This window comes from Paracoccus aerius, from assembly GCF_014656455.1.
In the GTDB taxonomy this organism is placed as follows: domain Bacteria; phylum Pseudomonadota; class Alphaproteobacteria; order Rhodobacterales; family Rhodobacteraceae; genus Paracoccus; species Paracoccus aerius.
The window spans coordinates 87,533-100,443 of sequence record NZ_BNCL01000004.1; the positions used below are offsets into that span (position 1 = coordinate 87,533).

At 64.5% G+C, this 12,911-nt stretch carries 8 protein-coding genes; all 8 read left to right on the forward strand.

The window, feature by feature from the left end:
* Positions 1–169: 169 nt before the first annotated feature.
* On the forward strand, positions 170–691 hold the full coding sequence (locus IE224_RS06440) for a TRAP transporter small permease subunit (RefSeq protein WP_191308862.1): 522 nt from the start codon (positions 170–172) through the stop codon (positions 689–691).
* On the forward strand, positions 691–2,019 hold the full coding sequence (locus IE224_RS06445; protein WP_191308864.1) for a TRAP transporter large permease: 1,329 nt from the start codon (positions 691–693) through the stop codon (positions 2,017–2,019). Before IE224_RS06440 ends, IE224_RS06445 begins: the two co-directional genes overlap by 1 nt.
* Before the next feature lie 46 nt (positions 2,020–2,065).
* Entirely contained in the window at positions 2,066–3,106 is a 1,041-nt protein-coding gene (locus IE224_RS06450) for a TRAP transporter substrate-binding protein (RefSeq protein WP_191308866.1), read from the forward strand.
* Between the two features lie 57 nt (positions 3,107–3,163).
* Positions 3,164–4,525, forward strand: coding sequence for a glutamine synthetase family protein (locus tag IE224_RS06455; RefSeq protein ID WP_191308868.1), 1,362 nt, complete (start codon positions 3,164–3,166; stop codon positions 4,523–4,525).
* Between the two features lie 11 nt (positions 4,526–4,536).
* Positions 4,537–5,919 carry an aldehyde dehydrogenase family protein gene (locus IE224_RS06460; protein WP_191308870.1) on the forward strand — a complete coding sequence of 461 codons (1,383 nt, stop codon included), beginning with the start codon at positions 4,537–4,539 and terminating at the stop codon, positions 5,917–5,919.
* A 1-nt stretch (position 5,920) separates the two neighbouring features.
* Positions 5,921–7,081, forward strand: coding sequence for an iron-containing alcohol dehydrogenase (locus IE224_RS06465; RefSeq protein WP_191308871.1), 1,161 nt, complete (start codon positions 5,921–5,923; stop codon positions 7,079–7,081).
* A gap of 401 nt (positions 7,082–7,482) precedes the next feature.
* Entirely contained in the window at positions 7,483–8,703 is a 1,221-nt protein-coding gene (locus IE224_RS06470; RefSeq protein ID WP_191308873.1) for a GTP-binding protein, read from the forward strand.
* 40 nt (positions 8,704–8,743) lie between these two features.
* A complete protein-coding gene (locus IE224_RS06475) occupies positions 8,744–12,892 on the forward strand; it encodes a DUF4082 domain-containing protein (protein ID WP_191308875.1) in 4,149 nt (1,382 codons plus the stop codon).
* The last annotated feature ends 19 nt before the right edge of the window (positions 12,893–12,911 follow it).

Sequence of the window (12,911 nt, forward strand, 5' to 3'; positions counted from 1 at the left end):
CCTCCTCGTTCTGGAATGATCCTATCAGAAGCAAACGAAAAGAAAAATTCTTGACAGAATGCAAGGACCGGGAGGACGCTGAACCAAAAACAGGGAGAAGAATCGTGGCCTTGCCGCCATTTCAGCGCGTTTCCGCGCCCGATGACCTGTTGCCGCAAGGGGGCTGCTGATGTCGCCCCTGGCGCTTGGCTTCGTGCGCGTGGTCGAGGGGGTCAACCGCCGCGTCGGGCGCATGGCGCTTTATCTGCTGTTCGTGCTGGCGGGCGTTCTGGCCTGGTCGGTCATTGCCAAGGCCTTCTTCCGGCCCGCCTTGTGGACGCAGGAAATGGCGCAGTTCACGATGATCGCCTATGTCGTCCTTGGCGGGGCCTATTCGCTGATGGGGGGCGCCCATGTGCGCATGGACCTGCTCTATTCCCGCTGGTCCGCCCGGACGCGCGCGGCGGTGGATTGCGTGACGGTCTTTGCCCTGATCGTGTTTCTTGGTGTGATCCTGTGGGGCGGGATCGAAAGCACGATCTATGCCCTTGAGATCGGCGAACGGTCGCGCACCGTCTGGCGGCCCTATATGGCGCCGATCAAGATCGTGATCTGCCTGGGCACCTTCCTGATGCTGCTGCAATCGCTGGCCTTCCTGATCCGCGACATCGCCACCCTGCGCGGCACCCCAATCCCCGAGGCGCAGAGCTGATGTCATACGAGCTGATCGCGATCTCGATGTTCCTGGGCATGATGGCCCTGCTGATGACCGGCCAAAGGGTCTTTGCCGGCATCGGCTTCATAGCCGTCATTGCAGCCATCGCGCTGTGGGGGGACCGGGGCGGGCACGACCTGGCCTTCACCAGTGCCATCAAGCTGATGAACTGGTTTCCGATGCTGACGCTGCCGATGTTCGTCTGGATGGGCTTCGTCATGTCGGAAACGCGCATGGCGGACGACCTTTACCGGATGTTCCATGTCTGGTTCGGCCCTGTGCCGGGCGGCCTTGCCGTGGGAACCATCCTGCTGATGGTGCTGGTGTCTGCCATGAACGGGCTGTCGGTCGCGGGCCTGGCCATCGGCGCGACCATCGCCCTGCCGGAAATGCTGCGGCGCGGTTATGACAAGGTAATGGTCACGGGCATCATCCAGGGCGGATCGTCCCTGGGCATCCTGGTGCCCCCGTCAATCGTGCTGGTGCTTTACGCGATGATCGCGCGCCAGCCGGTCGGGCACCTGTGGCTGGCCGGCGTCTTTCCCGGCCTGCTGATGGCGGGGCTGTTCATCGTCTATGTCCTGATCCGCTGCGGGATGAACCCGCGCCTTGCCCCGCGCCTGTCGTCCGACGAATTGGCCCAGATCACCTGGGGCGAAAGGCTGCGCCTGCTGCGCGCAGGCATCACACCGCTGGTCATCTTCGGCGCGATGATGGGGCCGTTTGTCACCGGCTATGTCAGCCTTGTCGAATCCTCAGTCATCGGGGCGGTCATTGCCTCGCTGGTGGCGGTCATCAAGGGGCGGTGGACGCGGACCATCTGGGAAACCTGCCTGCGCGGCACGCTGAACGTGACCTGCATGTTCATGTGGATCCTGCTGGCGGCGCTTGCCTTCGGCGCGGTCTTCGACGGGCTTGGCGCGGTCCGCGCGATCGAGGCATTCTTCCTCGAGGATCTGGGCCTGACGCGGTGGCAGGTCATCATCCTGATGCAGGTGTCCTTCCTGCTGCTGGGAATGTTCCTAGACGACACCGCCATGCTGGTGATCGTCGCGCCCTTGTATATCCCGCTGGTGCGCGCGCTTGAGTTCGACCTGATCTGGTACGGCATCCTCTACACGATCACCTGCCAGATCGCCTATATCACGCCGCCCTTCGGCTATAACCTGTTCCTGATGCGGGCGCTTGCCCCGGACCAAGTGACGCTGGGCGACATCTACCGATCCATCGTGCCCATCGTCGCCATCATGATCCTGACGCTGGCGATCATCATGGCCTTCCCGCAGATCGCGCTGTGGCTGCCGGGGCAGGTCTACGGACAATGACAGAGGGCGGTGAACCGCCCCGTTTCCCAACACACCGGAGGTTCAGATGACGACAAGACGCAAGTTTCTGACGACCGCCCCGCTGGCCGCGGGGGCCGCCGCCCTTGCCGCGCCCGCCGTCCATGCGCAGGGCGCGCCGATCCGCTGGCGGATGCAGACCTATGCAGGGGCCGCCCTGGGCGAACATGTGGTCAAGCCGGCTATTGACCGCTTCAACGCCATCGCCGACGGCCAGATGCAGATCGAGCTGTTCTATGCCGACCAGCTTGTTCCCACGTCGGAACTGTTCCGCGCCATGCAGAACGGCACCATCGACGCGGTGCAATCGGACGACGATTCCATGCAGTCGCCGACCGAGGTGACGGTCTTCGGCGGCTATTTCCCCTTTGCCAGCCGCTACAGCCTGGATGTGCCGGTGCTGTTCAACCAGTATGGCCTGAAGGAAATCTGGGACCAGGAATACGCGGCGGTGGGCGTCAAGCACATCTCGGCCGGGGCTTGGGATCCGTGCCATTTCGCCACCAAGGAGCCGATCAACAGCCTGGCCGACCTGGAAGGCAAGCGGGTCTTCACCTTCCCGACTGCGGGCCGCTTCCTGGCGCAGTTTGGCGTCGTGCCCATGCAGCTTCCGTGGGAGGATATCCAGGTGGCCCTGCAGACAGGCGAGTTGGACGGCATCGCCTGGTCCGGCATCACCGAGGATTACACCGTCGGCTGGGCGGACGTGACCAACTACTTCCTGACCAACAATATCTCGGGCGCCTGGATCGGGCATTTCTTCGCCAATGCGGACCGCTGGGCCGAGGTGCCCGACCGGCTGAAGATGCTGATGGAGGTCTGCTTCGAGCAGTCCCATTACTATCGCCAGTGGTGGTATTGGGGCGGCGAGGCGGACCTGCGCGTGAACGGGCCCAAGCTGCAACTGACCTCGATCCCCGACGAGGAATGGGCCACGGTCGAGGAACGCGCCCGCGCCTTCTGGGACGAGATCGCCGCCGAATCCGAGACCAAGGCCCGCGTGGTCGAGATCTTCAAAAGGTACAACGACGTGATGGCCAAGGCGGGCCGGCCCTATCGCTATAGCTGACGCCGCCTGCCGCCGGGCGCCCATGCCCGGCGGCGTGATCCCTGGGATTGGACGATCATGCCTGCAAACCTGACACTCGACAGTCTGAAGACGGCCTTCGACGCCGGAGAGATCGACACCGTCCTGGTGGTCTTTCCCGACATGCAGGGCCGCCTGATGGGCAAGCGTTTCCACGCCGGCTTCTTCCTGGACGGGGGCCACAAGGAAACCCATTGCTGCAACTATCTGCTGGCCCTGGACATGGAGATGAACACGGTGCCCGGCTATCGCAGCGCGGGATGGGATCAGGGCTATGGCGATTACGTCATGCGCCCGGATCTTTCGACGCTGCGCCGCCTGCCCTGGCTGCCGGGCACCGCCATGGTCATCTGCGACCTACTGGACCACCACACGCATGACGAGGTCGCGGTGTCCCCCCGCGCCATCCTGAAGCGCCAGATCACCCGCGCCCGCGACATGGGCTTCGAGCCGATGATGGCGACCGAGCTTGAGTTCTACCTGTTCGACAACAGCTATGAAAGCCTGCGCGGCGGCATCGCCGGGCTGGTTCCGTCCTCGGGCTACAACGAGGATTACCACATCTTCCAGACCACCCGAGAGGAAGACGTGATGCGCGCCGTGCGCAACCACCTGTATGGCGCGGGCATCCCCATCGAGAGCACCAAGGGCGAGGCCGACGCGGGCCAGATCGAGGTGAACTATCGCTATTCAGACGCGCTCGACACGGCCGACAACCACACGATCATCAAGCAGGGCGTCAAGGAGATCGCCTGGTCGCGCGGCAAGTCCGTGACTTTCATGGCGAAGTACGACACGGCCAAGGCCGGGTCGGCCGCCCATGTGCATCAGTCGCTGTTCCGGGGCGGCCAGTCCGCCTTCCACGACCCGGAAGGCGATCACGGCATGTCGGCCGCGATGAAGCATTTCCTGGCGGGTCAATTGGCCGGGGCCGACCAGATGATGGTCTTCCTGGCACCCTATGTGAACAGCTACAAGCGGTTCTGCGCGGGGCTGTTCGCGCCCACCAAGGCCGTCTGGTCCTGCGACAACCGCACTGCCGCCTTCCGCGTCTGCGGCGAGGGTACGGGGGGCGTCCGCGTCGAATGCCGCATCCCCGGCGCCGACGCCAACCCCTATCTGGCCTGTGCCGCGCTGCTGGCCGCAGGCCTTGACGGGATCGAGCGCAAGCTGGAGCTTGGCCCCGAGATGCGTGGGGACCTTTATCAGGCGCAGGATGTGCGCGAGGTTCCCAAAACCCTGCGCGAGGCCGCCGAACGGCTGAAGACATCGGATCTTTACAGGCGCGCCTTTGGGGATGATGTGGTCGATCACTATCACCACGCCGCGGAATGGGAGATCGCCGAGACCGACCGCGTCGTCACCGACCACGACCTGCGCCGATTGCTGGAACGCGCCTGACAGGACCGACCATGAAAGACATCAACCTGATTTCCCCCATCGACGGATCGGTGCTGGTCCGGCGCACACCGCTGGACCGTGACGCCGCCCAGGCCACTGTTGCCCGCGCGCGTGCCGCCCAGGCCGAATGGGCCGCCCGCCCGCTGGACGACCGCATCGCCTTGGTCAAGGCGGGCGTGGCCGCCCTGACCGCGGTGAAGGACGACATCGCCACCGAACTCGCCCGGCAGATGGGCCGCCCCGTCCGCTTCGGCGCGGGCGAGATGGGCGGCGTGAACGCCCGCACCGACTACATGGCCCAGATCGCCGCCGAGACGCTGGCCCCGAAGGTGATCGAGGACAGCGACAGCTTCCGCCGCGTCCTGGCGCGCGAACCGCTGGGCGTGGTCTTCGTGATCGCGCCCTGGAACTATCCCTATCTGACGGCGATCAACACGGTCGTCCCGGCCCTGATCGCGGGCAATGCCGTGGTCCTGAAGCACGCAAGCCAGACCCTGCTGGCGGGCGAAAGGCTGGCCCAAGCCTTCCACGCGGGTGGCGTGCCGCAGGATGTGTTCCAGAATGTCGTCCTGGATCATGCGACCACCGAAAGCCTGATCGCCGCGCGGGCCTTCGACTTCGTGAACTTCACCGGTTCGGTCGCCGGGGGTCGCGCCATTGAGCGGGCGGCGGCGGGCACCTTTACCTCGCTGGGGCTGGAGCTGGGCGGTAAGGATCCGGGCTATGTCCGCGCCGATGCCGATCTGGACGCGGCGGTCGAGGGGCTGATGGACGGTGCGATGTTCAATTCCGGCCAGTGCTGCTGCGGGATCGAGCGGATCTATGTCCATGACAGCCTGTATGATGCCTTCGTCGAAAAAGCGGTGACGTGGACGAAGGCCTTGACGCTGGGCGATCCGCTGGACCCTGCTACCACGCTTGGCCCCATGGCCCATGCCCGCTTCGCGCAGACCGTCCGCGACCAGGTGGCCGAGGCGGTGGCGCAGGGCGCCCGCGCGCTGATCGACCCCTCGGCCTTCCCACAGGACGACGGTGGCGCCTATCTGGCCCCCCAAGTGCTGGTGGATGTCGATCATTCCATGCGCGTGATGGTCGAGGAAAGCTTCGGCCCGGTCGTGGGCATCATGCGCGTGTCCGGCGACGACCAGGCGGTGCGGCTGATGAACGACAGCCCCTATGGCCTGACCGCCAGCATCTGGACGCGCGACGACGATGCCGCAGCCGCCGTCGGCGCGCGGATCCAGACGGGCACCGTCTTCATGAACCGCGCCGACTACCTTGACCCGGCGCTCTGCTGGACCGGATGCAAGGACACCGGGCGCGGCGGCAGCCTGTCCTATCTGGGTTACCTTGCCGTGACCCGGCCGAAATCCTATCACCTGAAAAGGGCGTGACATGAGCCTTGATGTCCCCAACCGCAACTGGTCCTATCCGACCGCCATCAAGTTCGGCGCGGGCCGGATCGCCGAACTGGCCGACCATGCCAGGGCGGCGGGCATCACCCGTCCGCTGCTTGTCACCGACAAGGCCTTGGCCTCGCTGCCCATCACCGCAGGCGCCCTGGATGTCCTGGATCGTGCCGGGCTTGGCCGGGCGGTCTTTTCCGACGTTGACCCAAACCCGACCGAGGCGAACATGCTGGCAGGCATTGCCGCATACAAGGCGGGCGGGCATGACGGGGTGATCTGCTTCGGCGGCGGCTCGGCGCTGGACCTGGGCAAGATGATCGCGCTGATGGCCGGGCAGCGCCCCGGCCTGTCCGTCTGGGATCTGGAGGACGTGGACGACTGGTACACCCGCGCCGATGCGGGTGCCATTGCCCCCGTCGTGGCCGTGCCGACCACGGCGGGCACGGGCAGCGAGGTGGGCCGGGCGGGCGTGCTGACCAATTCCGAAACCCATCGCAAGAAGATCATCTTCCATCCCCGGCTGATGCCCACGGTCACGATATGCGATCCCGAACTGACGGTCGGGATGCCCGCCTTCGTCACCGCCGGGACCGGCATGGACGCCCTGGCCCATTGCCTTGAGGCCTATTCGTCGCCCCATTACCACCCGATGAGCCAGGGCATCGCGCTGGAAGGAATGCGGCTGGTCTTCGAAAACCTGCCGATGGTCTATCGCGACCCCGGCAACCTGACGGCCCGCGCCCAAATGATGAGCGCGGCATTGATGGGCGCGGTGGCCTTCCAGAAGGGGCTGGGTGCAATCCATTCGCTGTCCCACCCGGTCGGCGCCGTCTATGGCACCCATCACGGCACCACCAATGCCGTGGTGATGCCCGCCGTGCTGGATTTCAACCGCCCGGCTATCGAGGATCGGATCAAGGCCGCAGCCGCCTATGTGGGCATTGCCGGCGGCTTTGACGGCTTCCGCCAACGGATCGTGGCGCTGTCTTCGGAACTGGGCATCCCAAGCGGCCTTGCCGCAATGGGGGTTCAGGCCGACCGGTTGGATGAACTGACCGTCATGGCCCTGGAAGACCCCTCATGCGGCGGCAACCCGGTCGCCATGACGCCCCAGAACACCCGCGCCCTGTTCGAGGCTGCAATGTGACCTTTGGGGCCAGTTGCGGCGATCACTGACGCTCGCGGCTGCCACCGGCAGCCGCACAAGCGATGTTTCGATCCTTCGGAAAACCGGCAAAGTCCATCAGACGAAAGTCGTATGATTCCTTGCTGGCCCAGTCGCGGCCGGAGGATCGCGCCGACTGATATGCCTCCCTATGGACAAGCCAATGAAGGGGACTTGGCCGAAAGGGACGGGCGGCAGGGCATGGCCCTGCCCATTCGTCTGATGGCTGCCCCTCGCGGATGATTGCCGGGGCGGCGTGACCTCTGACACCTTTTCTTCGAGACGCGGATTGCAAGGGTCCGGCCCTGATGGCCGATGGCCCCGGGGCTGCAGACAGGACGCAAATCCCTTGTCTGTCCCCTGCGCGTTTCGTGGAGGGGGCTATGACGAACCCAGACAAAAGGCTGCCGACGACGGTTCTGTCCGGGTTCCTTGGGGCGGGCAAGACGACGCTTGTCAACCGCATCCTCCGCAACCGCCAGAACCTGCGCGTGGCCGTTCTGGTGAACGACCTGGCCGAGGTCAACATCGACGCCGACCTGATCCGGGCGGGGCGCGCGAAGCTGAACCAGACGCAGGAAACGCTGGTGGAACTGTCGAACGGCTGCATCTGCTGCACGCTTCGCGCCGACCTGCTGGTCGAGGTCCGGCGCCTGGCGGAAGCGGGCCGCTTCGACTATCTGCTGATCGAGGCGACCGGCATTTCCGAGCCCCTTCCGGTGGCGGCGACATTCGAGTTCTGCAACGACCAGGGCAGCCTCGCCGAAGTCGCTCGCTTGGACGCGATGATAACCGTCGTCGATGCGGCAAGCCTTCTGGCTGATTTCGACAGCCGCGACTTCCTGCGCGACCGCGGCGAGTTCCGCGACGAAAACGACGCGCGCACCCTGGTCGAACTGCTTGTCGACCAGATCGAGTTCGCAGATCTGATCGTCCTGAACAAGATCGACCTTGCGGGACCGCGCCAGACGGCGGCCGCGCGACGCATCATCCGGGCGCTGAACCCCGAGGCCCGGCTGATCGAGACCAGCTTCGCCGATGTCGATCCGGCCCGTGTTCTGGACACCGGCCTGTTCAGCCCGGCACGCGCGCGCAGCCACCCGATGTGGTTCAAGGAGCTGAACGGTTTCCAGGACCATGTCCCGGAAACGGAAGAATACGGGATCACCTCGTTCTGCTATCGCGCCCGCGTTCCCTTCGACTGGGGCCGCATCAGCCAGGCCCTTTGCGGACCGTCCGGCCTTCTGGGGGGCGTCATGCGCGCCAAGGGGCATTTCTGGACCGCCAACGCGCCCGAGGCGGTGCGGACCTTCAGCCTGGCCGGCCGCCTGAGCGAGATCGGGCATGGGGGACGCTGGTGGGCCGCCACGCCCCGCAGGCACTGGCCGACCGACCCCGCTGCCGTTGCGCGGATCGCCAGGCATTGGCAGGCGCCCTTCGGCGACCGCCGGCAAGAGCTTGTCTTCATCGGCACGCAAGCCATGAACCGCGAGGCGATCACCCGCGCCCTGGATGAATGTCAGGCCAAGGGCGGCCCGGTCCTTCGGCGGCGGATGATAAACCCCTCGGCCCACCCGGCCGCAGGGCTGTTTGCGGCCCCGTGAACGTCATGGGGACGCGGCACCAGATGTGGAGGATGCCTTCGTGGCCGACAATGTGATTGTCCTCGAGAACCAGCGGACCGACGGGGTCATGTCCCAGTCCTATTGGGACGTTCCGCATTCAAAGCAGATCGAGGGCTTCGCGACCCAGATCAGCGTCAATGTCGGGGATACGGTCGATTTCAAGATCAACGTCAACGGCAATGCCGGAAGCGACTACAATGTCGAGATCTTCCGGCTTGGCTATTACGGCGGCGAAGGCGCCCGGAAGGTATCCGGATGGACCAATGACAGCGCGACCGTCCAGCCGGAAGCCGACTATGACCCGACGCTTGGCCTGGTCGACGCCGGCAACTGGAGCGTCACGGACAGCTGGGACGTTCCCGAGGACGCCGTATCGGGCGTCTATCTGGCCCGGTTGCAGCGCCTGGACGCAGACGGCAACCCGATCGAAGGCGCGGTGAACCAGATCCCCTTCATCATCCGCGACGATGACCGGGAAGCCGATATCGTCCTGCAGACATCGGACACGACATGGCACGCCTATAACGGCTGGTTCGGCAACAACGGCAAGATCGGGGCGAACCTTTACGGCGATGCCAGCGGCACGATCGACCACCCGGACATTCCCGGGGAACGGACAGGCGGGTTCGAGGACCGGGCCTATGCCGTCAGCTACAACCGCCCCTTCATCACCCGCGGCATCGAAGGCGAACAGGGCGGACCCTTGTCCGGTGCCCAGGACTATCTGTTCGGGGCCGACTATGCCGCGATCCACTGGCTGGAAAAGAACGGCTACGACATCTCCTACATCTCGGGCGTGGATACCGACCGGATGGGGGCGGATTACCTGACCAAGTACCAGGCCTTCATCTCGGTCGGGCATGACGAATACTGGTCGGGCGGACAGCGCGAGAATGTCGAGGCGGCCCGGGAAGCCGGGGTGAACCTGCTGTTCTGGGGCGGCAACGACATCTACTGGAAGACCCGCTGGGAAACCTCCGAGGTGGACGGGGTCGAGTATCGGACCCTGGTCTGCTACAAGGAAACCTGGGCCAATACCAATCCCAATGCCGGTCCCGCCGACTACGTCAACCTGGACCCGGCCGACATTTGGACGGGCACCTGGCGCGACATCCGGTTCCAGGCCAATCCGCTTGCGGGTTATCCAGCGCCGAATGACGGAATCTCGGGCCAGCCCCATACCTGCAACTGCGCCGAGAACGCGCTGTCCGGGCAGCTTTTCGGTCCCGACGGAACCGGCGAGTTCGGCGGCGCCCTGGATGTTCCTGCGCAATTCGCGCCCTTGCGCGTGTGGCGCGACACAAGCATCGCCGACGGGGGCGCCCTCGGCATCGCGCCGGGCCTTATCGGCTATGAATGGAATACCTCGCCCGACGATCCGCGGCGGCCTGCGGGGCTTATCCATCTTTCGGAAAGCACGATCGACTGGAACGGCATCCTCGTGGACCAGGGAAACGCCACCGCGCCGGGCACCGCCACGCATAACCTGTCGTTGTATCGTGCCGAAAGCGGTGCCTTGGTGTTCGGTGCGGGGACGGTCTTCTGGACCTGGGCGCTGAGCGACAAGCACGACGGCTCGCCCTATGACGCGTCGATCGAAAACGCGGATCTTCAGCAATTCGTCATCAACCTGTTCGCCGATATGGGGATCCAGCCGGGTGTCGCGGACCTGGTGCTGGCCTCGCAGGGACTGGTCCGCGCGGCGGCCTCGGAAGATGAGGTTGCGGCCACGGCAACGATCAACGACCTGCCCGACACGGTTCCGGAATTCGGCATCGTCACCATTTCGGGGACGGCAACCGACAATGACGGAAACGCGGCCACGGACGACGGCGTGGTGGCCCTGGTCGAATTGTCCTTCGACGGCGGCAAGACCTGGAACGTCGCCACGGGAACGACGAACTGGACCTACAGTTGGCTGGCGACGGGCCAGCAGACCTATGACATCCGCGTCCGCGCCATCGATGACAGCCTGAACCTGCCCACTGCCTCGACCCTGGATCGCCAGATCGTCGAGGTCGTCGAGCCGGAAACCCCCGACAGCATCAGCCTGTTCATTCCCTGGACGACGCCCAATAGCCAGTTCTACCAGGAAAGCGGGACGATCCACCTGGGCACGCGCTTCTCGGCTACCCAGGCGGGGCAGATCACCGAATTGCGCTATTGGCGCGATCCGCTGGACTCAGGCGATACCGACATCCGGACGGGCCGGCTGTGGAACGCGGACGGCACGCTTCTGGGGGTGGTCCAGTTTACGTCGGCCCCCGGCGAAAGCGGATGGCAGGTTGCGGAACTTAGCATCCCGGTCAACCTGATCGCCGGACTGGAATACATCGTCTCGTACGAAACCCAGAACAACTATGTCGCCACCCAGGGCTTTTTCACCAACCCGCATGACGGCCCCTTCGGCTATCTGATGGCTGCCGGGGGTGCGAACGGAGTCTTCGGCTATGGCGCGGGCAATATCATGCCCACGCGCAGCTACCTTTCGTCGAACTACTGGGTGGATGTGGGCTTCAGCCCGACCACCCCGACCGGAGGCGCGCCGGTGTTCAGCGGCCCTGCCTCGTTCAGCATCGCGGAAAACACGCTTCTTGCGGCGATGATCGCGGCGACCGACCCCGACGCAGATACGGTCACCTATTCGATCGGGGGCGGCAAGGACGCGAACAGGTTCTCGATCAATGCCGCGACCGGCGCGCTGATCTTCGACTTTGCGCCCGATTACGACAACCCGGCCGATTTCGATGGCGACAATGTCTACGAGGTCATCATCCGGGCCCATGACGGCAACAGCGGACCTGTGACCCAGGCCATCACAATCGCGGTCACCGACGAAACGACCGAGATCCCGCACTCGACCCTGTTCGGTGCGGGCGAGGCGCCGACCTATGTCGAGACGGGTGACAGCACCAGCTATGAACTGGGCACGATCCTGCAGGCAAGGCAGTGGGGTCAGGTCGCTGCCTTGCGATACTGGCGCGGAACGGCGGATGCGGGTGATACCGATGCCCGGACGCTGAACCTGTGGACTGCGGGGGGCGTGCTTCTGGCCTCGGCCACAGTGGTCTCGGCGGCGGGCGACGACGGCTGGCAAACGGCGATCCTCGATGCGCCGGTGACGCTGGATCCCAGGGATCGCTATGTCGTCTCTTATGGCACCACGCAGAACTATGCCGCAACGCCGAACTATTTCTCATCGGCCCAGACGGGCCCGGACGGGGTGCTCTCCTCTCCGGTGAATGGCGGGGTGTTCGGGCATGGCCGGACCGGCATCTTCCCGACGGTCAGTTGGCAGGGGACGAACTATTGGGTGGATGCCGTCTTCGTGCCCATGCCCCAGTCCAACGAGGCGCCCACTTTCGTGACGGTAGATACGTCGTTCTCGATCACCGAGAACCGGCTGGACGTGGCGACCTTCTCTGCCTTCGATCCGGACGGCGATACCCTGGTCTTTGCCATCAGCGGCGGCGAGGACGCAGGACTGCTGCGCATGAACGCCACAACCGGCGCCCTGACCTTTGCCGATCTGCCGGATTTCGAGAACCCCTTGGACGCGGATGGCGACGGGATCTATGAACTGCAGATCTCGGTGTCGGACGGGACCAGCCCGGCGATCCTTCGGGACATCACGGTCACCGTCACCGACCAGGATCCGGAAACCGTCGCCTTTTCGCTGTTCAACGCCTCGCAGAGCCCTGACCAGATCGTCACCAACGATCCGACCGCATATGAACTGGGCGTCAGGTTCATTTCCAGCATAGGCGGCGACCTGACCGAGCTTCGCTACTGGCGCGGCAATGCCGACGCTTTCGACACCGACATCCGCACGCTGAACCTGTGGGACCAGAACGGAGTGCTTTTGACAAGCGTGACTGTGCAATCGAACCCGGGTGCAACGGGATGGCAATCCGGCATTCTTGATTCCGCGGTCGAATTGACACCCGGCGCGCTTTATGTGGCATCCTATGGGACCACCCAGAATTACGCATTCACGTCGAATTACTTTGCCGATGATCGGACGGATTCCAGTGGAATGCTGACCGCGCCGTCTGCCGGCGGAAACGGTGTTTTCCGCGCAGGATCGACAGGCCTGTTTCCAAATGCAACCTATAATGCTTCAAACTATTGGGTCGATATTGTCATAGAACCGACTTTCGATATCTAAATGTAATGGAAAAGCGGCC

Bases quoted from the DNA above. Each gene is read 5' to 3' on its own strand.
- IE224_RS06440 (WP_191308862.1), top strand. From the start codon at position 170: ATGTCGCCCCTGGCGCTTGGCTTCGTGCGCGTGGTCGAGGGGGTCAAC.
- IE224_RS06445 (WP_191308864.1), top strand. From the start codon at position 691: ATGTCATACGAGCTGATCGCGATCTCGATGTTCCTGGGCATGATGGCC.
- IE224_RS06450 (WP_191308866.1), top strand. From the start codon at position 2,066: ATGACGACAAGACGCAAGTTTCTGACGACCGCCCCGCTGGCCGCGGGG.
- IE224_RS06455 (WP_191308868.1), top strand. From the start codon at position 3,164: ATGCCTGCAAACCTGACACTCGACAGTCTGAAGACGGCCTTCGACGCC.
- IE224_RS06460 (WP_191308870.1), top strand. From the start codon at position 4,537: ATGAAAGACATCAACCTGATTTCCCCCATCGACGGATCGGTGCTGGTC.
- IE224_RS06465 (WP_191308871.1), top strand. From the start codon at position 5,921: ATGAGCCTTGATGTCCCCAACCGCAACTGGTCCTATCCGACCGCCATC.
- IE224_RS06470 (WP_191308873.1), top strand. From the start codon at position 7,483: ATGACGAACCCAGACAAAAGGCTGCCGACGACGGTTCTGTCCGGGTTC.